The 22,713-nt window shown below is 57.6% G+C and carries 16 protein-coding genes and 3 pseudogenes; 14 read left to right on the top strand and 5 right to left on the bottom strand.

From position 1 onward, the window contains the following. Window positions 1–125: 125 nt before the first annotated feature. A complete protein-coding gene (locus TU86_RS14580; protein ID WP_048365014.1) occupies window positions 126–1,403 on the bottom strand; it encodes a serine/threonine transporter in 1,278 nt (425 codons plus the stop codon). Between the two features lie 226 nt (window positions 1,404–1,629). Here TU86_RS14580 and TU86_RS14585 point away from each other — a divergent pair, with 226 nt between their 5' ends. Further along, complete coding sequence (locus TU86_RS14585; RefSeq protein ID WP_048365015.1) at window positions 1,630–2,160, top strand: DUF4946 domain-containing protein; 531 nt, start codon at window positions 1,630–1,632, stop codon at window positions 2,158–2,160. A 109-nt stretch (window positions 2,161–2,269) separates the two neighbouring features. Here TU86_RS14585 and TU86_RS14590 read toward each other — a convergent pair. After that, a pseudogene (locus tag TU86_RS14590) lies at window positions 2,270–2,533 on the bottom strand (transposase); the annotation flags it as partial. A gap of 371 nt (window positions 2,534–2,904) precedes the next feature. Here TU86_RS14590 and TU86_RS14595 point away from each other — a divergent pair. The 3 genes from TU86_RS14595 to TU86_RS22190 all read left to right on the top strand — a co-directional run bounded on the left by TU86_RS14595 (window position 2,905) and on the right by TU86_RS22190 (window position 5,569). Next, a complete protein-coding gene (locus TU86_RS14595) occupies window positions 2,905–3,630 on the top strand; it encodes a hypothetical protein (RefSeq protein WP_157395909.1) in 726 nt (241 codons plus the stop codon). Between the two features lie 72 nt (window positions 3,631–3,702). Next, window positions 3,703–5,016, top strand: a complete 1,314-nt coding sequence (locus TU86_RS22185; RefSeq protein ID WP_053076033.1) for a glycosyltransferase — start codon at window positions 3,703–3,705, stop codon at window positions 5,014–5,016. Between the two features lie 19 nt (window positions 5,017–5,035). Next, the gene (locus TU86_RS22190) at window positions 5,036–5,569 is read left to right on the top strand and encodes a hypothetical protein (protein WP_053076034.1); all 534 of its coding nucleotides are present in this window, start codon (window positions 5,036–5,038) and stop codon (window positions 5,567–5,569) included. 108 nt (window positions 5,570–5,677) lie between these two features. On the opposite strand, the pseudogene TU86_RS22530 reads toward TU86_RS22190, so the two are convergent. Then, window positions 5,678–6,531 (bottom strand): annotated as a pseudogene (locus TU86_RS22530) (IS5 family transposase). A gap of 291 nt (window positions 6,532–6,822) precedes the next feature. Between TU86_RS22530 and TU86_RS14615 the strand changes: the two are divergent. The 10 genes from TU86_RS14615 (at window position 6,823) to TU86_RS14660 (ending at window position 18,288) form a co-directional block, all read left to right on the top strand. Further along, window positions 6,823–7,269, top strand: coding sequence for a DUF411 domain-containing protein (locus TU86_RS14615; RefSeq protein ID WP_048365019.1), 447 nt, complete (start codon window positions 6,823–6,825; stop codon window positions 7,267–7,269). A 523-nt stretch (window positions 7,270–7,792) separates the two neighbouring features. After that, window positions 7,793–9,370 carry a glycogen synthase GlgA gene (glgA, locus tag TU86_RS14620; protein WP_048365020.1) on the top strand — a complete coding sequence of 526 codons (1,578 nt, stop codon included), beginning with the start codon at window positions 7,793–7,795 and terminating at the stop codon, window positions 9,368–9,370. Between the two features lie 167 nt (window positions 9,371–9,537). After that, complete coding sequence (malQ, locus tag TU86_RS14625; RefSeq protein ID WP_048365021.1) at window positions 9,538–11,628, top strand: 4-alpha-glucanotransferase; 2,091 nt, start codon at window positions 9,538–9,540, stop codon at window positions 11,626–11,628. A gap of 220 nt (window positions 11,629–11,848) precedes the next feature. Further along, the gene (locus tag TU86_RS14630; RefSeq protein WP_048365022.1) at window positions 11,849–12,097 is read left to right on the top strand and encodes a DUF2934 domain-containing protein; all 249 of its coding nucleotides are present in this window, start codon (window positions 11,849–11,851) and stop codon (window positions 12,095–12,097) included. A gap of 129 nt (window positions 12,098–12,226) precedes the next feature. Then, window positions 12,227–14,398: a glycogen debranching protein GlgX gene (gene glgX / locus TU86_RS14635; protein ID WP_048365023.1), complete on the top strand. Its 2,172-nt coding sequence runs from the start codon at window positions 12,227–12,229 to the stop codon at window positions 14,396–14,398. Further along, entirely contained in the window at window positions 14,395–15,396 is a 1,002-nt protein-coding gene (locus tag TU86_RS14640) for an acyl-CoA dehydrogenase family protein (RefSeq protein WP_048365024.1), read from the top strand. Before glgX ends, TU86_RS14640 begins: the two co-directional genes overlap by 4 nt. Continuing rightward, window positions 15,393–16,169, top strand: coding sequence for a PIG-L deacetylase family protein (locus tag TU86_RS14645; RefSeq protein WP_048365025.1), 777 nt, complete (start codon window positions 15,393–15,395; stop codon window positions 16,167–16,169). Before TU86_RS14640 ends, TU86_RS14645 begins: the two co-directional genes overlap by 4 nt. Beyond that, window positions 16,166–16,765, top strand: a complete 600-nt coding sequence (locus tag TU86_RS14650) for a class I SAM-dependent DNA methyltransferase (protein WP_048365026.1) — start codon at window positions 16,166–16,168, stop codon at window positions 16,763–16,765. Before TU86_RS14645 ends, TU86_RS14650 begins: the two co-directional genes overlap by 4 nt. Then, window positions 16,762–17,463, top strand: a complete 702-nt coding sequence (locus TU86_RS14655) for a glycosyltransferase family 2 protein (protein WP_048365027.1) — start codon at window positions 16,762–16,764, stop codon at window positions 17,461–17,463. Before TU86_RS14650 ends, TU86_RS14655 begins: the two co-directional genes overlap by 4 nt. Window positions 17,464–17,487: 24 nt before the next feature. Beyond that, window positions 17,488–18,288: an endonuclease/exonuclease/phosphatase family protein gene (locus TU86_RS14660; RefSeq protein ID WP_048365028.1), complete on the top strand. Its 801-nt coding sequence runs from the start codon at window positions 17,488–17,490 to the stop codon at window positions 18,286–18,288. Between the two features lie 175 nt (window positions 18,289–18,463). Here TU86_RS14660 and glgB read toward each other — a convergent pair whose 3' ends face one another. After that, on the bottom strand, window positions 18,464–20,689 hold the full coding sequence (gene glgB, locus TU86_RS14665) for a 1,4-alpha-glucan branching protein GlgB (RefSeq protein ID WP_048365029.1): 2,226 nt from the start codon (window positions 20,687–20,689) through the stop codon (window positions 18,464–18,466). Window positions 20,690–21,007: 318 nt separating this feature from the next. After that, window positions 21,008–22,691: pseudogene (gene treS, locus TU86_RS14670) on the bottom strand (maltose alpha-D-glucosyltransferase); the annotation flags it as partial. Window positions 22,692–22,713: the final 22 nt, after the last annotated feature.

Raw genomic sequence — 22,713 nt, forward strand, 5'->3', positions numbered from 1 at the left:
CTGAAGTGACGTACGGCACGTTGACCGCGCTGGCACAGCTCAAGGCCGGTACGGATGGCGAAGGGAGAGGATTGCGGGGGTTCACAGGCGGTCGCCGCACAGTCAGGCGACGACCGCTACAGGGATCAAGGAATCAGCGAGTAAACCAGCGACGAAATCGCGATTAGCCCCACCAGCGTCACGAAGACGTTGGAAATTTTGCCCGAATACTTGCGCATGGACGGGACCCGGCGGATGGCGTACATCGGCATCAGAAACAGGATGGCCGCAATCACCGGGCCGCCGAGGGTTTCGATCATCACCAGAATGCTTGGGTTCAGCGTCGCCACCGCCCAGCACACGATCAGCATGAACGCGGCGGTCATGCGGTCCAGGTTTTTGGCTGCCGGACGCTTGCCGGTTTTGAGTACCAAACCTTTAAGCCCTTCGCTGGCACCGATGTAATGACCCAGGAACGATTTGGCAATCGCGACAAAGGCAATCAGCGGCGCAGCAAACGCAATGGTCGGGTTACTGAAGTGGTTGGCCAGGTAGGACAGGATCGACAGGTTCTGAGCCTTGGCTTCGGCCAGCTGAGCAGGCGACAGGGTCAGCACGCAACTAAATACAAAGAACAACACCATCGCCACCATCAGCAGGTGGGCGCGGGACAGGATCTGTGAGCTGCGCTCGTCGGCATTTTCACCGTAGCGGCGCTTTTGATCGACAGCAAAGGCCGAGATGATCGGCGAATGGTTAAACGAAAACACCATCACCGGAATCGCCAGCCACAGCGTGTGCAGGAACGTCGAAGGCTCTGGCAGCGTGCTGGCCGTGCTCAGAATGCCGCCGTTCCAGTGCGGAATGAGAAACACCGCCAAAAACAGCAACGCCACGATAAACGGGTAGACCATCATGCTCATGGCCTTGACGATCACTTGCTCGCCGCAGCGCACCACAATCAACAGGCCGAGGATCAATACCAGCGACAAGAGTGCCCGTGGCGGGGGCGTGATCGACAGTTGGTTGAGCATGAAACTGCTCACCGTATTGGTCAGCGCCACGCTGTAAATGAGCAGGATGGGAAAGATGGCCAGAAAGTACAGCAGCGTAATGACTGCGCCAGCCTTGAGGCCGAAGTGTTCTTCTACCACGTCCGTGATGTCAGAACCCTCACGCCCGGAGAGCACGAAGCGGGTCAAGCCACGGTGCGCATAAAAGGTCATAGGGAACGCCAACAGCGCCAGAATCAATAGCGGCCAAAAGCCGCCAAGCCCGGCGTTGATCGGCAAAAACAAGGTACCTGCGCCAATGGCTGTGCCAAACAGGCCCAGCATCCAGGTGGTGTCTTGGCGGTTCCAGCGAGTGAGTGTCGCGGGTGTCTCGTCGAAACGTTCGTCGACGCTATTAGCCTGGTCATTCATCCGGTCGAATCTCCGCTAGCCGGTCGTTACCACGCGGCCGGGGCGGACAAAACACACCTTACAGACAACGCCCCAGCCATAAGAAGGGCGCGATTGTCCGGGATTAGACATAAGAAGCAAAGGCCTAGCTGAGCAAAGGTGAAAAACATCTGGCAGAGCAAAGCAATACATGGACACCTATTGATACAATCTGCCAGTCAAAAAACGCCCATAAGGCTCGCTCCCCATGACTGTTTTACAGCGCTGTAGTGCATTGATCGGACTCCTCTGTACGTTCGGGTTAACGCCGGCTTGGGCCGATTCGACCCAAATCACCTGGCCCGGGGGCTGGGAGGTACAAGCGGTACCGCCTGCACCAGACGACAATGGCCAGCGCCAGCGCGCGGTGAAAAATGACGCCAACGGCGACCCTTTGATGGTCATGGAGCTGACCCAGACCACCTTGGCACCCGAGCATCAGGTCAACATGAACGCTGTGTTGCTGCAAATGCGTAAAACCTTGCAGCAAAACTTCGCCAAAGGCGGCTATCAGAGCGCGTGCAATAAAATCCACGCCAGCACGCTGGGCGGTCTGGATGCGCTGGAGACCACCTGCAAAATCACGCAGAACGGCAATCATCTGATGACCCAGACCCTGGTAGCCGCCACCCGGGGCAGCCACGCTTATGCGCTGTCCTACGCAGGCCCGGCGGACGGTTACAAAGCCGTTAAGCCTGAAGTTCAGGGCATTCGAGCCAGTTTGCGTTTCGCGCCCTGACCCTCAGGGCACCCGCACCACTTGGCACTCACCCCTTGATTGACGTCGGCATAGCTGAGCAGCCCCTGGTCAAGGGCAACCGTTTTCAGCTGCTGAGGGACTGGCAGCCCTCGTTGAGCTTGATGTGAGGCCGCTTGGGCATCTGGTCAAACGCTCCGCGATTGCGCCAGTCACCAACGCGCTGATAAACCGTCGACATTGGGCCAAAGCGCTCAGGCATATCGCGCCAGGCGGCGCCAGAACAGAGCACCCAAAGGACGCCGTTGAGCATCAAGCGATCATCTGTTCGTGGGCGCCCGCTACGGCGTGATTCATAGCAGATGTCTGCAACCAAATCCCAGACTAGGTCGGGGAGTTCGTACCGTTTGGCCATCGTGGGCTCCTGCCTTTGATGGTCGCGGACTTTACTGAATCTCAACGCCCGTGGCATTCAAATGGGTTTCAGCTGATTTCGTACAGAGCCTAGTAACAGGAAAGGTGTGTTTTTTACCCCCCCCAGCGTTTTGAACCTTGACCAACGAGGGCATTGAAAAATCGCTGACTACTTCAGACGCTGCATTGGCGTGCACAATTTCTGTCATTTCTGTCAGTAGACGGAGGGAGGATTTGGCCATAGATTAAACTCAAAGTCACCCAAGCTGATTCTTATTAGTGCGGCGCTTCTATTTTATTGGTTTGTTGCAAAGCCGGAGTGGCTATTATCCAAACAGTTGCTCGGGTAACAACCTCATCAGAGGTACGATAATGACCCCATTATTTTTAGTTTCAAGTGCTTTGCATACCCGATTTGGTGTGTTCACCCTTGAACAGCGCATTAATCAAACCGTTGATACTTTGAATAGTATTAAGCATGCTTTTCCATCCGCCAGGATTGTGTTGAGCGAGAGCAGTGGTGGAGGTGAAATTACTAAGGAAGAAGTGGCTGGGTTACCTTATTTGGATGAGGTTATTGTTCACAGCAATAATCCAGAGATCGTTAAAATTTATAATGAGTTTGATCGTGAAGATATTGTGAAAAATAAGACTGAGCTGCTGGCAACAATTAAAGCGCTAGAGTTTTTAATGGGAGGGGGGTTGGTTCATGGGTGCGATAGGATTTTTAAGTTGAGCGGACGCTATGTTATCCGTAGTGATTTCCGTGAACTCAATGATTATGATGATGATCGACTTAGTAAGGCAATCGTTATTTCTCAAGCCAGAGCCAGTCAGCTTGATCCCTATCTTACAGATTCTCAAGCATTGCAGTATATGTGCCGCTGCTGGAGTTTTCCCAGCGTCATGATAGAAGAGATGCGCGGGATATATTTAAGTATGTATTCGAAATTTGTAGAAGTTAACAGGCAAGGTAAGTATCTGGATCTAGAGCATCTGCTTTATATATTTCTTAATGGTCGTACGGGTATTGTTGAGGTTCCTTTTTTAGGGGCTATGGGCGCTCTTGGATCTAGTGGGGAGCGTGTGATTGACTGAAGTATAGGCGTGCTCCGATGTTAATCGCTTTTACTGAGGTTTGGGGGTGTTATGGGGCTGCCGGAGAGTTTGATGTTTTCATTCCTGTTGGATGGTAGTGCAGCTTTTGCATCTGGTTTTGCGCTGAGTACTGCCCTTCTAACACTCCTGACAATGTCGGAGGCTTTTGAGGCACGCTGGGCTAATAGGCACGAAATAATTCAAATTCTGGCGACCGTAATTTTGGGCGTGATTCTGGCGATGCCTTTCGCGAATTTGGGTTGTTTGATACTCGTTGCACTAGTGGTGTTTTTCTCTTGCGTGGGTCTCAGAGCGGTGCTACAGGATTTTAGTGTGGCCGGAGTTTGCTATACGCTCCAGGCACCTTTAATCATCATTTCCGGAGTATGGTGGTACCTTGCTTGGATAACCACGGTTGGTTTTTCCGGCTGGTATTTCTTTGTATTTGCGCTACTGCCTGTATTAAATGCAACAGAAGCCATGCTTGATTATGTGCTCTATATGGGAACTTATAGTTTGTTGATTCGCAAAGTCTGGCGGGAGCCTTTTGGTCCAGCTATCTCATCTCGTAGGGTTTTGGACAGCATGCCTTTCGTTTCTGTGCATGTTCCCTGTCATGCTGAACCACCCTCTCTAGTGATCAGTACTATAGAAGCTCTTTCTCGTCTTGAGTATCAAAACTATGAAGTGCTTGTGTGCGATAACAATACAAACGACGCTAGTCTATGGCGGCCGGTGGAAGCGCGCTGCAATGAGCTTAATGCAGAGTCAGGAAAAGAGCTATTTAGGTTCTTTCATATCGAAGAACTCAAAGGGGCTAAAGCCGGAGCATTAAATTACTGTCTTGACATAACAGATCCTCGAGCAATATTTATCGCTATTGTTGATGCCGACTATATTGCAGATTCCAGTTTTCTCTGTAGGCTCGTCCCCCATTTTGACGACCCGAAATTGGATTTTATACAGACTTCGCATGATTATTATGACGGTAAGAAAAATCTTTTCAATCAACTCTGCTATTGGGAATACCTTCTGGGGACGAAGTTTTCAATGGCGGGTTTGAACGAACTTCATGCTGCTTTCACCATTGGAACCATGTGCATACTCAGGTTGAAAGCAGTAGAAGATGCAGGGCGATGGGCTGAATGGTGTCTAACTGAAGATTCCGAAATAGCCGTCAGGTTACGTGCCTGGGGGGGGGAAGGGACGTTACTTCAGGGATACATTTGGGCGCGGTACGACACCGGATACCTTCGTGGACTGGAAGCGGCAACGCTTTCGCTGGACCGCTGGGCCAGTTCAACAGCTACTTGCTCATTGGCGCCTTTTTTTACCTCAATGGTTGGGAGGCTCTTCGGGTTTATCAGGATGGTCCAAAGTATTTGAAACGGTGCGTAGTATCCAGATGTTATCGGGCATCATCACCTTGGCGGGTGTAATGATGGTAGCGACTGCTATGTTGTTATTACCTCCACAGATCCCCGCAGAAAGAGCAGGTTTGCTTCCTGCTTTGGGTTTTTTCATCGCGTTTGCTCTATCAACCACCTCGCTTGTTCTGACGGGTATAGGTTATTGGTTGGCCGGATGCAGGTCTTACTGGATGATGTCTGCCTCAATGTGGGCAGGGGCAGCCCTGACTTATACTCGTATGCTTGCAACAGCCGCTGCCTTACTGAAAATTCGATTGCTATGGAAACGGACGCCTAAGTTTTCAGCGAATTTCGGGCGAATGAGGGCTTTGGGAGGAACCTTGGTCGAGATACTGTTTGCTGCATTATTTTTGATATTGATTGTTATGGTTATTATGAAAGCCAATGAAATTGGCTGGCTTGCTGTACTCATAAGTGCGGGCGGATTGATTCGGTTCTTCCTGTCTTTTCTGGCGGCTCCCTTGATGGCTCTTATTTCTGCCAATAGTGAAGTTGAGACACTCAAATGAGTGATATAGCGTTTTGCTAAGTCCACCGCATGGGTGACGGCTACAAATACTTCTTAAAACTTGAGACGGTGATATAGACAGACACGCCTAGTAAAACCGCACACGGCCCTAGGCTCTGTACGAAAAGTATTGTCGCAAACACCGCATTGCACAGGCCAATGAAACCATCGCCGCAAAACTTGTTGCGAGCTTATCGAAGCGAGTCACGATGCGGCGATTCTCCTTCAACCACCCGAACATGCGCTCAATGATGCTGCGCTGGCGGTATTTGGGCCGGTCAAACAATCTGGGTAAGCCCGGCTTGGGTTTACGTTTCATGTCGCGCAACGGAATCACCGGTTGCATCCGATAACGATCACAGTAGCGGCGCAGAGCTTCAGCGTCATAACCCTTGTCGGCCAGCAACCATCGGCAGCGTTTGCGGGGACGACCGCGTAGGCTGGGAATGTAAGCCTCATCCAGCAGCGGTTGGGCATAAGCAATGTCGCTGGCTTGTCCGCCGGAAAGTAGGAAACGCAGCGGCACACCATTGGCATCGCACAGCATGTGAATCTTGGTCGTCAGGCCACCCCGGCTGCGCCCTAGCGCGTGGTCTTGCGGCTCTTCAGGCCCCCTTTTTTCCCGGCGCCTGATGAGGCTCGGGTGGCGCGAACGGCAGTGGAATCTATCATCCAGGTTTCCAGATCAATCAAGCCTTGCTCGTTCAATCGGATGTGCAGGCGCTTAAGCATCTGATCGAACGCGCCGCAATTGCGCCAGTCTCGAAACCGCTGATACACCGTCGACCAAGGGCCGAAGCGCTCCGGCATGTCACGCCAAGCTGCGCCGGAGCAAAGCACCCAAAGCACGCCGTTGAGCATCAGGCGATCATCGGCTCGCGGGCGTCCGCTGCGACGAGTTTCAGTGAAGATATCGGCAACCAAATCCCAGGCTGCATCGGGGAGTTCATACCGCTTTGCCATCGTGGCCTCCTGGCGTTAATGGCGGCGGATTCTACCGGAATCGATATTTCAAGGGATTTCGTACAGAGCCTAGGTAATACGCGGCCTCCAGACTGAAGGTTTCTAGAAAAATGGGCTTTTTAAGCGTTTCCTTAAGCCATCAACCACAGCGCTGTTGGGTCTTGATAACAAAACAACCACCCCAACCTGACAAAACTGTCATCCAGCCCTCAGTTGACTGACAGCCATCGTCAGCCAAACTGGCAATTTCCCAAGGCTGCATGTACGCCTTTTTACGGACAGAGGACCTCAATGAACACCCCATTACGTATTGCTGCACTCACCGCCTTGCTGCTCAGCGCCACGGCGCAAGCCGCCGAGCAATTGAGTATTGATGTTCACCGCGACGCCAACTGCGGGTGCTGCAAGGCCTGGATTTCACACCTGGAAACGAACGGTTTCAAGGTCAATGACCACGTAGAAACCGACATGAGCAGCGTTAAGCAGCGCCTTGGCGTCGAGCCTCGACTGGCTTCGTGCCATACCGGGGTGATCAATGGCAAGTTTGTAGAAGGTCACGTGCCTGCTGACCAAGTGGTGGCCCTGACTAAGCGCAACGATTTAAAAGGTATTGCCGTGCCGGGCATGCCGATGGGCTCACCGGGCATGGAGATGGGTGATCGCAAGGATGCCTATCAAGTGATTGGCCTGAGCAACGATGGCCACGATGTGGTGGTTGCTCAATACCCCGGTCATTGATCACCCCCCCTGCGTAGGGGCGAGTTAGCTCGCTCCTACAGTCCCGATTGGCGCGCGAACAACCAAACGTTCTGTATAAGTCCAAATCGTTCTAAGCCTTGCTTGGATCTCTCACCGATTCCTTGGTAGAACTCACGTCATCGCCCCGCGATAGGCCCTGCATCGCACCATTTCCTCTCTGACTGCACCTCGTTGGCGCATCCAAAACAATCAGAGAAAAAATTCCCACACATTTTGTCTGTTTAAACGCCGCTGAGTAGCTTCTCTCCTACACTCAAGCAGCTTGAAATCTGACTTCAAAGCCGAGTCATTTAAAACGAACCTTCTGCGTCTGCGTCGGGTCATCTTAAAAAGAGAGTCTGCGTTATCGGGTGCAATTCTTGCAGCGCCGTCCTCACCCACGACGTATGTGGGATGCCATCAAGTGCTTTACCCAGTTTAGGCATGTAGTGCCTGCCCACAGGATGTGAGTAATAGCCCGGCCACAGGTCGAGGCCGATCAATAAATACAAGGGGGAACATCATGATCAGTGCTGCTGCACCACACCCACACAATTGCCTCACTACGCTGGTTAATGAGGTGATCGCCGCTGCGGGCCAAACCCCGGCAGGTAAAGCAGCAGTGCCCATAGCGCCTGAAATCCCCAACAACCCCAACAAAAAGAAAGTCCTGTTTGTGACCTCCGAGCTGGCCGATCTGGTTAAAACCGGCGGCTTGGGCGATGTGTCCGCCGCCCTGCCGCGTGCCATGCGCCATTTGCATGATGTGCGGGTGCTGATTCCGGGCTACCCGCAGGTGATCAACAGCGATAACCCGATCCATATTATTGGTGAGCTGGGCGGGCATGCCGCACTGCCAGCGTGCAAGATCGGGCGCATGGACTTGAAAGACGGGCTGGTGATTTATGTACTGATCTGCCCCGAACTGTATGAGCGCGAAGGCACGCCGTATGGCGCCAATAACGGTCGCGACTGGCCCGACAATCACATCCGTTTTGCGCGACTGGGCCTGGCCGCCGCCGACATTGCCGCCAACCTGGCGCAAATCCATTGGCAGCCCGATCTGGTGCACGCCCACGACTGGCCAGCCGGGCTGGCCCCCGCCTACATGCATTGGCGTGGTCAACGCACCCCCACTCTGTTCACGATTCACAACCTCGCCTATCAGGGCGTGGTCAGCCTGGCCTGCTGCCCGGAGCTGGGCATCCCCTCCCACGCCCTGCAACAGGAAGGCATGGAGTTCTACGGCAAACTGTCGTTCCTCAAGGCAGGCATGGCGTATGCCAGCCACATCACCACCGTCAGCGCCACGTATGCGCAAGAAATCACCACCCCGGCCTTTGGCTGCGGACTGGATGGCTTTTTGCACAGCAAGACCCAGCAAGGCCTGCTCAGCGGCATCCCCAACGGGATAGACGAGACATGGGAGGCCGCGAGCGATCCGCATCTGGTGGCACCCTTTTCAATCGGTGAATGGCAAGGCAAAGCCATCAACGCCAATCATGTGCGCACGTTGTTCGGCCTCAAACCATCCAAAGGCCCGCTGTTCGCTGTGGTCTCGCGCCTGGTGTATCAAAAAGGCCTGGACCTGACGCAAGGTGTGGCCGCGTACATCGTGGCCAACGGCGGGCAAATCGCAATCATTGGCCGCGGCGAGCCAGAAGAAGAACAGGCCATGCGCGAACTGGCGTTGCGTTTTCCCGGCCAGATCGGCGTGCGCATCGGGTTTAATGAGACCGATGCACGGCGCATGTTTGCCGGCAGCGATTTCCTGTTGATGCCTTCACGCTACGAACCCTGCGGCCTGAGCCAAATGTACGCGCAGCGCTATGCCTCTTTGCCAGTCGCACGCAATACCGGCGGGCTGGCAGACACCATCGAAGACGGGATCACCGGGTTTCTGTTTAACGAATCCAGCGTGCAGAGCTACGAACAGGCCTTGGGCCGGGCGTTCAAAGTGTTCGCCTTTCCCGGCCTGCTGAACGCCATGCGTTGCCGCGCCATGTCTGCCCCGTTTAACTGGTGCCAGGCGGTAGAACCCTACGCGCAGCTCTATGAACAACTGGTGCTCAAATCGCTGACCCGCGTGGGCAAACCCTGACAAAAACATGACCTGCATTCAAACCGGCCAGTTAAGTGACAGGCATTAACGGCCGGTATCTGCTGTACCTGACCTGTGAACGGCTTGAGCACTGAATTAACGCCTTAGAGCGCCCTGCTCAGCCGGGTGCCGCCAAGCGAACCCCTCGCCCCTGATGGAGAACGCCTATGAGCGACGCGCAACTGGAAATACTGGCGAGCCGTGCCGGGCTGGCCGTGGACTGGGTGGATGCCAATGGCAACCCGCAACGGGTGTCCTCCTGCGTGCTCCGTGCCGTGCTTGCCGGGCTGGGTCTGCCGGCCGACAGCGACGAAGCCATCGAAACCAGTTTGTTGAACCTGCAACTGGAACAGCAAAACAAACGTCTACCGCCTTTGTTGACGGCAGACGTAGGCCGAAGCCTGGACCTGACCCGCTACTTTCAACCCCACAGCCAGTGCGTGATCCATCTGGAGACCGGCGGCTCGCTGGACATTGAACTGGACGCCGACGCCTACCTGCCCGGCATGGTGCCAGTGGGTTATCACCGGGCGCAGATCGGCGAGCAGCACTTCACCCTCGCGGTGGCGCCCGCCCGCTGCTACAGCATCAACGATGCCGAGCACAGCGATACCCCGCGCAGCTGGGGGCTGAGCACGCAGCTCTACAGCCTGTGGCGCCCCGGCGACGGTGGGCTGGGGAACACGCAGGCGCTTGAAACGTTTGCCAAGGCCGCCGGGGAACGAGGCGCCGACGCGCTGGCGATCAGCCCCATGCACGCCATGTTCAGCTGCGATCCAGAGCGTTACAGCCCCTACTCCCCCTCCAGCCGTTTATTCCTCAATTACCTCTACGCAGCCCCGGCTAGCGTATTGGGCGAAAGCGTGGTGCAACAGGCCATTGATGACTGTGGGTTACGCGAGGAGTGGCAACGCCTTGAACACCTGCCGCTGATCGACTGGCCCGCGGCAACCCTGGCCCGCCAAACGTTGCTGCGCAGGCTCTACGACGACTTCATAAGCACTGAACAGCCGCTGCACGACGATTTCTATGCCTTTCGCGACGCCGGGGGCGAAGCCCTTGAAAACCACTGCCGTTTCGAAGCGGTGCAAGTTCAACGGCGCAGCGAGCAACTGAGCCAGGACTGGCGCGACTGGCCCGAACAGTGGCGCGACCCCAACAGCCCTGCACTGTTACTGTTTGCCGAAGAACACCACCACGACATTGGCTATTACGCGTTTTGCCAATGGCTCATTGCCCGCTGCCTGGCCCAGGCACACAAGGCGGCCCGTGACAGCGGCATGGCGATTGGCCTGATCGCGGACCTGGCGGTGGGGGCTGACGGCGCTGGCAGTCAGGCATGGTGCCGTCAGGACGAATTACTCTCGCAACTCACCGTCGGCGCGCCACCTGACCTGCTTAACCGTCAGGGCCAGGGCTGGGGTATTTCGGCGTTTTCACCCGACGGTCTCAAACGCAACGGCTTTCGGGCCTTCATTGAAATGCTGCGCGCCAATTTTGCCCATGCCGGGGGTTTACGCATCGACCACGTCATGGGCCTGCAACGGCTGTGGGTGATTCCCTTGGGGGCCCCGCCCGGCGACGGCGCTTATTTGTATTACCCGGTCGAAGATTTGCTGCGCCTGCTGGCCCTCGAATCGTTACGTCATCGCGCCATTGTGTTGGGCGAAGACCTGGGCACGGTGCCGGATGGCCTGCGTGAAAAGCTCAGCGAACGCGCCATTCTGGGCATGCGCATTTTGCTGTTTGAACAGGATTATGGGGCGCGCTTTCGCCCGGTCCTCGAATGGCCCGACACCGCACTGGCCACCACCAGCACCCACGACTTGCCCACGCTCAATGGTTGGTGGCTGGAACGCGACATCGACTGGAACGCGCAATTGGGTCTGGTGAATGCCGAGACCGAAGACCATTGGCGCGACAACCGTGCCCATGAACGCAACGGTCTGCATCATGCGTTGAGCCAGGACCCGCAAAATTTTCAGGAGGAAGCCAGCGGCGCCGATCAGGTACTCAACGCCAGCGCACGGTTCTTGGGGCACACCCGGGCACCGCTGGTGCTGCTCCCCATCGAGGATGCGCTGGGCGTGGTGGAGCAAGCCAACTTGCCGGGTAACGTGGGCACTCATCCCAATTGGCGCCGCCGCTTACCCGTTGAATGCTCAGCCCTGCTTGACCGCCCGGAGGTTGCCAAACGTCTGGAACTGCTGGCCTGCGCACGCCTACAGGCACAAGAACGCGATGAGTGCAGACGATGATCGAGGGGCCTAAAGGAATCCATGTGGATGCCAATCAACCCTATAGGCATCCATATGAGTACATACCTGCATCAAATGACCGTTCGACGGAACATCACGCAAATTAAATGGATTTTTTACACCACCAGCAGTCATTAACAGTAAGACGATACGGGTCAGCGACGTACTAGGTTCTTTCCCTGTCAACCTCATACCCACCACCTAGTTCAGGAGCTTTGCGATGAATAATGATGACAAACGCATTCGTGAATTCGCTTACCAAATCTGGGAATCCGAAGGCAAACCTGATGGCCAGCAAGCCCGTCATTGGGACATGGCGCGCACGCTGGCCCAAGCCGAAGCGCTGGCACCAGGCAACGCTGAACCGCGCAAGGCCAAACCTAAAGCGCCCTCTGCCAGCAGCAAAGCCTCGGTGAAAGAACCGGCAGCGAAAAAACCCCGCGCTGCACGCAAACCACCCGCTTCCTGACGCTTGGCTTGTGAGTGCGCAGAACCCTGACGCACCGACGTTTCACGCCGATTTGAACAGGCCCGTAATGCCTGACGGGCACGTTTTGCCTGCCGTTTGTGAAGGCCTTTGATCCAGCCAGGAGTCAACATGACCAAGCGTAAGTCAGCCCCACCCGTGACACCGGACGTTGAACCCTCACGCCTCAGGGAGGGCCTGCCCTTCCCGTTGGGCGCTACCTGGGACGGGCTAGGTGTTAACTTCGCGATTTTTTCGGCCAATGCCACCAAGGTTGAACTGTGCCTGTTCGATGAAGCAGGCGAGGTGGAGCTTGAACGCATCGAACTGCCCGAGTACACCGACGAGACCTATCACGGCTACCTGCCTGATGCACATCCGGGGCAGATCTACGGTTACCGGGTATATGGCGCGTATGACCCGCAAAATGGCCATCGCTTCAATCACAACAAATTGCTGATCGACCCCTACGCCAAACAACTGGTCGGCGAGCTGAAATGGTCCGAGGCGTTGTTTGGCTACACCATTGGCCACCCGGATGGCGATTTAAGCTTCGATGAACGCGACAGCGCGCCTTTTGTGCCCAAGTGCAAAGTCATTGACCCGGCGCACACCTGGGGGCACGACCATCGCCTGATCGTGCCATGGGACAAGACCCTCTTTTATGAAACCCACGTGCGTGGCATCAGCATGCGCCACCCTGATGTGCCGCAAGCGGTACGCGGCACGTTTGCCGGGCTGATGGTGGATGAAGTCATCGAGCACATTCGCAAACTGGGCGTCACCAGTGTCGAGTTACTGCCGGTGCATGCGTTCGTCAACGATCAGCATCTGCTGCAAAAAGGCATGACCAATTACTGGGGCTATAACAGCATCGCTTTCTTCGCCCCGGACCCGCGCTACCTGGCCAGCGGCAAGATTGCCGAGTTCAAGGAAATGGTTGCGCACCTGCACGAGGCCGGGCTGGAGGTGATTCTGGACGTGGTCTACAACCACACCGCCGAAGGCAACGAGCAAGGCCCCACCCTGTCGATGCGCGGCATCGACAACGCCTCGTATTACCGTCTGATGCCTGATGACAAACGCTATTACATCAACGACTCGGGCACCGGCAATACCTTGGACCTGAGCCACCCCTGCGTGCTGCAAATGGTCACTGACTCGCTGCGCTATTGGGCGCACGAGATGCATGTGGATGGCTTCCGTTTCGACCTGGCCACCATTCTGGGGCGTTACCACGATGGCTTTAACGAACGGCACAGCTTTCTTGTCGCCTGCCGTCAGGACCCGCTGTTGCGCCAGGTAAAGATGATTGCCGAACCGTGGGACTGCGGCCCCGGTGGCTATCAGGTTGGCGGCTTCCCGCCGGGATGGGCCGAATGGAACGATCGCTTCCGTGACACCGTGCGTGGGTTCTGGAAAGGCGACGACGGCCAGCTGGCCGACTTTGCCGCACGCATGACCGCTTCGGGCGAGCTGTACAACCAGCGCGGCCGCCGCCCTTACACCTCGGTCAACTTCATTACCGCCCATGACGGCTTCACGTTGCACGATCTGGTGTCGTACAACGACAAGCACAACGAAGCCAACGACGAGAACAATCAGGACGGCAGCAACAACAACCTGTCCTGGAACCACGGCGTCGAAGGCCCGACCGACGACCCTGAAATCAATGCATTGCGCCTGCGCCAGATGCGCAATTTTTTCGCCACGCTGCTGCTCGCGCAGGGCACGCCGATGATAGTGGCCGGTGATGAATTTGCCCGCACCCAGCACGGCAACAACAACGCCTATTGTCAGGACAGTGAAATCGGCTGGATCAACTGGGACCTGGATGACGACGGCAAATCGTTGCTCAAGTTCGTCAAACGCCTGATCAAGCTGCGTAACAGCTACCCTATCCTGCGACGCGGGCGCTTTCTGGTCGGCCACTACAACGAAGAACTGGGCGTTAAAGACGTCACCTGGCTAGCGCCCGACGGTAACGAAATGTCCATCGAACAATGGCAGGACGCCCAAGGCCGCAGCTTCGCCATGTTGCTCGATGGCCGGGCGCAAGTGTCCGGGGTCCAGCGCGCCGGCGCCGACGCCACCTTGCTGATCACCTTCAATGCCCACCATGACGGGGTGGATTTCATCTTGCCGCAGGTGCCTGAAGGCTCCGCCTGGATCTGCAAGTTCGACACCTTCGACCCCGACTTCAAAAGCCCTGCCCCTTTGGCGTTTGGCAGCACTTACACGCTTAACGGCCGCTCGCTCGCGCTGTTTGAACTGGAGCATCAAAAGGAACCCAACGGCTCATGAACCTGCACGACTTCCTTGAGGACCACGCCTGGCCACTCGACACCCCGCAGGCGCTGGGTCAGTGCTTGCAGGGCATGGTGCACGCCGGACTGGATCAACTGCCGTTGCCGGGCAGCGGCTTGACCTTGCAACGCTGGCAACATTTGGCGTTAGTCGCGGGCCACGATTTGGGCTTGTGCAAACTGTTCGAAGGGCACACCGATGCACTGGCGACCCTGCGCGAGTTGGGCGCCCGCCCCGTGCCAGCGGGCAGCACATGGGGCATGTGGGCGGCCGAACCGCCCAATGCCCGCGTCCAAATGCGCGAAGTTCACGGTCAAACGCTGCTCATGGGCCGTAAAGCCTGGTGCTCGGGCGCAGGGGTGCTCAGCCACGGTTTGCTCACCGCTTGGGATGAGCACGGCGGCCAACAATTGGTGGCCGTGAACATGCAACAGTCGGGCATCAGCGTCACCGATGACGGCTGGGCCGCCGTGGGCATGGCCACCACTGCCAGCGTCGACATTGTGTTTGATCAGGTGCCCTGCACCCGCGTCGGCCAGCCGGGTGATTACCTGCGCCGCCCCGGTTTTTGGCAAGGCGCTATTGGCATCGCGGCGTGTTGGTTGGGTGCGGCGTACTCACTGGCGCATCATCTGCAACAGCCGTGTGCCAAACGCGCAGAGCCACACGCGCTGGCGCATTTGGGCGCGGTGCAGGCCGCGCTGTTCGGGGCGCGTAACACGCTGCACACCTGCGCCACGTATCTGGATCAAAACCCGGCCGCCGACAGTCAACTCCTGGCCCGGCAGGCGCGGGCACAGATTGAGGCCTGCGCCGAGCACGTCATCGCCCATGTCGGTCGGGCGCTGGGGGCCGGGCCTTTTTGTAAAGACCCGCAGTTTGCCCGCCTAAGCGCCGACTTGCCGGTTTTCCTGCGTCAAAGCCATGCCGAACGCGACCTCCAAGCGCTGGGTGAACTGGCCGCGCAGTCACCCGCAAGGCACTGGCCACTATGAAAGCCAACCTGATCGTGGGCAGCGGCACTGCGTTGGCACACTGGCGCCAATCTGAGCGCTTGGCCAACTTACCGTCGATTGAGCTTGCACACCTGTTACCCCACGGTTCGCGGGCGGTGATTGTGGCGCCGCACCCGGACGATGAAGTGCTGGGCAGCGGCGGTCTGCTGCAAATGGCCAATACGCTGGGGCGCTCGATACTGCTGATTTCCGTCACGGACGGCACTGCCAGCCATCCGGGTTCAAGCCGCTGGCCCACCCACGATCTGGCGCACCAGCGAGCCTCGGAGTCTGAACAGGCGCTGGGGCGCTTGGGGTTGGCATCGCCACGCTTGCAATGGGTCAGGGGCGGATTTGCCGACAGCCAGGTGCAGTCCCGCGAGGCGGCACTCGGCACCTTCATTCAGCAGTTCTTGCGCCCCACCGACGTGGTGTTCAGCACCTGGCGCGAGGACGGGCATTGCGACCACGATGCGGTGGGCCGCGCCAGCGCTCTGGCGGCTAAAAACGTCGGCGCACAGGTGCATGAGTTGCCGATCTGGACTTGGCATTGGGCGCACGATGATGACCCGCGTGTGCCGTGGCACCGCGCCCGCCGTATTGAACTCAGTGAGCAGCAGGTTGCGCGCAAACGTGACGCAGCCCAGGCCTTCACCAGCCAATTACACGCAGACCCGAGCACTGGGGCGCCAGCCGTGCTCAGCCCGCTGGCGCTCGAACGCTTGCTGCAACCTTTTGAACTGGTTTTTGTACAGGACAGGGAGAAGCCATGAGTGTCTCAACGGCTTTTTTTGATCAGTTGTATGCCGACAACAGCGATCCGTGGGCCTTTCGCGAGCGCTGGTACGAACAGCGCAAACGGGCCGTGACGCTGGCCAGCCTGCCCCGCCAGCACTACCCGGCCATTTTCGAAATAGGCTGCGCCAACGGCGAGTTAAGTGCCGGGCTGGCGCAACGCACCGGCGCGCTACTGGCCTGCGACGCAGCCGCCAGAGCTGTTGATCTGGCACGCCAGCGCTTGAGCCACTGCGCCCACGTTCAAGTGCGCCAGAGCCGTGTGCCAGAGCAATGGCCCGAACATCGATTCGATCTGATAGTGATCAGCGAAGTGGCGTATTACCTGGATGCCCAGGCACTCAAAGACGTGCTTGAGCGGGCGATCAACAGCCTCGCCCCCGACGGCCATCTGCTGGCCTGCCATTGGCGCCCGCCCATCGAGGGCTGCGTGCTGACGGGCGATGAGGTGCACGCCCTGGTACACGACACCTTGAAATGGCCGCGTTTAGTGCAACACCTGGAAGACGATTTCATCCTTGAAGTGTGGGGCCGCGACCCTATTTCAGTCGCCTGCCGGGAGGGTTTGCGATGATTGGTGTGTTGATACCTGCGCACAACGAGCAGGCCCTGCTCGCCCACTGCCTGCATGCGGTGCTATCAGCCAGCGCTCACCCACAGCTCAACGGCGAGCCGGTGCGCGTGCTGCTGGTGCTCGACAGCTGTGACGACCTGTCGGCTGACATCGCAGCGCAATACGACGTCAACGTGCTGGCGATCAATGCACGCAATGTCGGCGTAGCCCGCGCGACCGGTGCGCAATGGTTATTGGAACAAGGCGCGCGCTGGATTTCATGCACCGATGCCGACAGCCGCGTGGCTGAGGACTGGTTGGTGGCGCAATTGGCCTTGGGCAAGGACGCCGTGTGCGGCACCGTGACCGTCGATGACTGGGGCACTGAAATCGATGAACGCGCTCAGTCACGCTACCTGGCCGCCTATCAGGCCCGCGACGGGCATCGGCATATCCACGGCGCCAACCTTGGCGTCAGTGCCACAGCCTATCGGCGCGCTGGCGGTTTTCAGCCGCTGGCCTGCCATGAAGACGTGCACTTGGTGCAACAACTGGAGGCGTGCGGGGCTTCAATCGCCTGGAGCCACCGCCCGCAGGTCACCACCAGCGCGCGACTGGACTGCCGCGCGGCGGGCGGCTTTGGTGATTATCTGAAGTCGCTGCTGGGTGCGGCCGAACATGACCCCCATCAAGCGGGTCCAAGGGCCGACGCGCTATAAACGCCCTATCGCACAGGAGAAACTATGACCTTCGATATTGCCGGTAACAACCTTGAACCCCCTGCACCTGTCGCAACCCCTGCTGTACACCGGATGAAGGTGTTGACGGTTAATACCCACAAGGGGTTCACCGCTTTTAATCGACGCTTCATCTTGCCCGAGCTGCGCGAAGCGGTGCGTAGCACCGGCGCCGATCTGGTGTTTTTGCAGGAGGTGCTGGGCGAGCACGAAAAGCATGCCTCACGCTATGACCACTGGCCCGCCGTGTCGCAGTACGAGTTTTTGGCCGACAGCATGTGGAGTGACTTCGCCTATGGGCGCAACGCGGTGTATCCCGACGGGCATCATGGCAATGCGGTGCTGTCCAAATACCCGATCAAGTCGTATCGCAACCTGGATGTGTCGATCACCGGCCCCGAGCGGCGCGGGCTGTTGCATTGCGTGCTGGATGTGCCGGGGCATGAGCAAGTGCACGCGATTTGCGTCCATCTGAGCCTGCTCGAAAGCCATCGCCAGTTGCAAATCGTGCTGCTTAACCAACTGCTCAAATCATTGCCGCCCGACGATCCGGTGATCATTGCCGGGGACTTCAACGACTGGAAGCTGCAAGGCAACGCTGCCCTGTCGCAACGTGACGACTTGCACGAAGTGTTTGAGCGCCATCATGGGCAGTTGGCCAAAACCTACCCCGCGCGCTGGCCGTTGCTGCGGCTGGACCGCATCTACCTGCGCAACGCCAGCAGCCATAGCCCGACCATCCTGAGCAACAAACCCTGGACACATTTGTCGGACCACTTGCCGTTGGCGGTGGACGTTCATTTGTAGCCATTGCCGCAGGCGGTGCCCGGTTGCGCAACAATCGTCAACGTACGCACTGAGGCACCGCATTGAATGGCCTTGCAACCGCTACGCACCCGCGCGCAACCTCGCGTGACTCGTCAACGACTACAAGACGAATGGGCGCAGGTTACGTGCGGCCACGCACGCCGGGGTGCTCGCCTTACTGCGGTTCCAGGATCAACACCCCCAGCGGTGGCAGGTTCAAGGCCACACTGAACGATTGCCCGTGACTGGCATCGGTTTGGGTATGCACCCCGCCGCCATTCCCATAATTGGAACCGGCATACAGCGCCGCATCGCTGTTGAGCACTTCGCGCCAGGTGCCCGCAAACGGCACACCGATGCGATACGCCTCGCGCGGCACCGGGGTGAAGTTGGCAACCACCAACAGCGGCTTGCCGGCCTTGCTCCAGCGCAGCCAGGCATAGACGCTGTTGGTCGCATCGTCGCCAATCAACCACTCAAAGCCCTGAGCCACGTCATCCTGGTCGTGCAAGGCCGGTACGTCGCGGTACAGACGATTCAAGTCGCCGACTAACTGTTGCACGCCTTTGTGCTCGGGGTATTGCAGCAAATACCAGTCCAGTTGCTGATCGTGATTCCATTCGCGCCACTGCCCGAATTCACAGCCCATGAACAGCAGCTTTTTACCCGGATGCGCCCACATGAAGCTCAGATAAGCGCGCAAATTAGCAAACTTTTGCCAGCGGTCACCGGGCATTTTGTCGATCAGCGAATGCTTGCCGTGCACCACTTCGTCGTGGGAGATGGGCAGGATGAAACGCTCAGTCCACGCATACACCAGGCCAAAACTCAGTTCGTTGTGATGATGCGCGCGGTACACCGGGTCTTGCTGAATGTAGTGCAGCGAGTCATGCATCCAGCCCATGTTCCACTTGTACGAGAATCCCAGGCCGCCCTGTTCGGTGCTTTGACTCACACCTGGCCAGGCAGTGGACTCTTCGGCAATCATCAACGCACCAGGCGCCTCAAGCGCAACGACGTCGTTGAGGTGACGCAGAAAGTCGATGGCTTCCAGATTTTCACGCCCGCCATGGCGATTAGGAATCCATTCGCCCGGCTGACGCGAATAGTCGCGATACAACATCGACGCCACGGCATCGACCCGCAGCCCGTCGATGTGGAAGTGTTTGAGCCAATGCAGCGCTGAGGCCAGCATGAAACCGTGCACTTCAGTGCGGCCCAAGTTGTAGATCAGCGTGTTCCAGTCCTTGTGAAAGCCTTCCAGCGGGTTGGCGTATTCGTACAGTGCCGTGCCGTCGAATTGCGCCAGGCCATGCGTGTCATTGGGAAAGTGCGCGGGCACCCAATCCAGAATCACGCCGATACCCGCCACATGGCAGGCGTTGACGAATGCACCAAAGTCATCGGGCGAGCCAAAGCGTGCACTCGGGGCGAACTGCGACAGCGGTTGATAGCCCCACGAGCCACCAAACGGATGTTCCATGATCGGCATCAGTTCGATATGGGTGAAACCCATGTGCTGCACATACGGGATCAGGCGCTCAGCCAGCTCATGCCAGGTGTATTGGCGCGCGACTTCGCCCACTTCATCCACTTCACACTGCCATGAGCCCACGTGCAGCTCATAAATCGACAGCGGCGCGTCGGGACGCTGCAACTCGCCCCGGGCGTGCATCCAGTCCGCGTCTTGCCAGTCGACCGAGAGGGGCGAGGCCACTTTCGACGCGGTTTCGGGCGGCAATTGGGTGGCCAACGCCATAGGGTCGGCCTTAAGCGGCAAGATCCCCTCGGCCCCTAGAATTTCGTATTTATAGGCCTCCCCGGCCTCAAGCCGCGGAATGAACAACTCCCACACCCCACTGGGGTGGCGCAGGCGCATGGGATGACGGCGACCGTCCCAGATATTGAAATCGCCCACCACTGAGACCCGTCGCGCGTTTGGCGCCCAGACCGCAAAGCGCACGCCGGGCACCCCATCGACACTCATCACTTGCGCACCCAGGCACGTACTCAGGTCGCGGTGATTGCCTTCGGCAAACAGATACAAATCCATTTCGCCCAGCAACGGTCCAAAACTATACGGGTCTTCACTGGTTTGCTCGCCTGCGGCCCAGTTGATGCGCAAGGCATAGGGTTGCAGCTGCGTAAACTGGCCGACAAACAACCCCGGGACCTCGGTGATCGACAACGGGCCAAGCACCTGGCCGCACGCCCGGTCTATGACATTGACGCTCAACGCCTGAGGCAAAAACGCCCGTATAACCTGCCCACCCTGCCCATCGGCATGAGGACCCAAAATCGAAAAGGGATCGCGGTGCTCAGCCTTAATCAGCGCCTCGATGTCTTGACGATCGGGCAATAAAGCAACATATCCCTTACCCAGATCCTTGCCAGCATTCATCTTTTATCTCCGTTTGGTAAAGGCTTGGACATGCCTGGCAAATGGCTGAGCAATGCACTCAGCCCCTGCAATGGAACCCCAGACCAGGCAGGTCGGTTGGCCGCTTGGTACATCACTTCGTAGGCCGCCTTTTCCAGACTGAACAAGGCCAGTGCAGCCTCATGGCCACCTAACACCTGCCAGCCCTGAGCAAGACTAGCTGTTGCCTGCGAATACGCTTAAATCAATGCACTACGTGCCTCTATGAGATAACGCTCAACTCCTGTTGTGGCAGCCTATCCGCCTGGGGCGGGTGATCGGGCATGGCGTTTTCACTGACCAGCAAAAACCAATAGAAGCCATAGGGGGCCAGGGTCAGGCTGTAAGGCAATGGCCCAATCGGCGGGAAGGGATGGGTGCTCAGCATCTCGACCGGCACCCGGCCCGCCCACGTGGACAAGTCCAGCTCCACGGTCTGGGCACTGCGCGAGACGTTCGCCACACACACAATGGTTTGGGTGTTACCTAAAGCGTCGGTGAATTCACGCACATAGGCCAGAACCCGGCGGTTGCGGGGCGAGAGCATGTTCAGGCTGCCGCGACCAAAGGCCTTTTGCTGCTTGCGCACGGCCAACAAGCGCCGCGTCCAGTTGAGCAAGGAGTGCGGGTCCAGGGCTTGCGCCTCAACGTTTACGGCCTGATAGCCATACAGCGGGTCCGTGATCGGCGCCAGCACCAGGCTGGCCGGGTTCGCGCGCGAGAACCCGCCATTGAGGTCGATGGACCATTGCATGGGCGTGCGCACACCATCGCGGTCATTCAGGTCAATGTTGTCGCCCATGCCTATTTCGTCGCCGTAATACAAGGTCGGCGTGCCGCGCATCGACAGCAGCACACTGTTGAGTAACTCAATGCGCCGACGGTCGCCCTCCATCAGCGGGGCCAAACGCCGACGAATCCCCAGATTGATGCGCGCGCGCCGGTCTGGCGCGTAGTAATTCCACAGCGCCTCACGCTCCTTGTCGGTGACCATTTCCAGGGTCAACTCATCGTGGTTACGCAAAAAAATCGCCCACTGGCAATGGGCAGGTATAGGTGGCGTTCGCCGCAAAATGTCGGTGATCGGCAAGCGGTCTTCCTGCGCCAGCGCCAAGTACAGACGAGGCATCAAGGGGAAGTGAAAGGCCATGTGACATTCGTCGCCCTTGATACCGTCGCTGTCGCCAAAATATGGCCGGGTGTCTTCGGGCCATTGATTGGCTTCAGCGAGCAACATGCGATCGGGGTAGTTCGCGTCAATTTCGGCGCGGATCTGTTTCAGAATCTGGTGAGTTTCGGGCAAATTTTCATTGTTGGTGCCATCGCGCTCAATCAAATAGGGAACGGCATCCAGTCGCAGGCCATCAATGCCCATGTCCAGCCAGTAGCGCATGACCGACAGCACTTCTTTTATCACCTGCGGGTTGTCGAAGTTCAAGTCGGGCTGATGGGCGTAAAAACGGTGCCAAAAGTATTGCCCCGCCACCGGGTCCCACGTCCAGTTCGAGGTTTCGGTATCAAGGAAGATGATGCGCGTGCCTGCGTATTTCTGATCGCTGTCGGACCACACGTAATAGTCGCGCGCTGTTGAGCCTGCCTTGGCGTGGCGGGCCTTCTGAAACCAGGGGTGCTGGTCTGAGGTGTGGTTGATGACCAGTTCGGTGATCACCCGCAGGCCGCGCTGATGAGCTTCACTGATAAAGCGTTTGACGTCAGCCAGGGTCCCGTAATCGGGGTGCACACCGCGGTAATCAGCGATGTCATAACCGTCGTCACGGCGCGGCGAAGGGTAAAACGGCAATAGCCACACGGTGTTGGCACCCAAATCGGCAATGTAATCGAGTTTGCTGATCAGGCCGGGAAAGTCGCCAATACCGTCGTTGTTGGCATCGAAAAACGACTTGATGTGCACCTGGTAAATCACCGCATCCTTGTACCAGAGCGGGTCATTGATCAGGTTCGACGATGCACGTTTGTTTGCCATTGGAACTACCTGTTGATTCATA

The organism is Pseudomonas weihenstephanensis, assembly GCF_001043055.1.
Classification (GTDB): Bacteria; Pseudomonadota; Gammaproteobacteria; order Pseudomonadales; family Pseudomonadaceae; genus Aquipseudomonas; species Aquipseudomonas weihenstephanensis.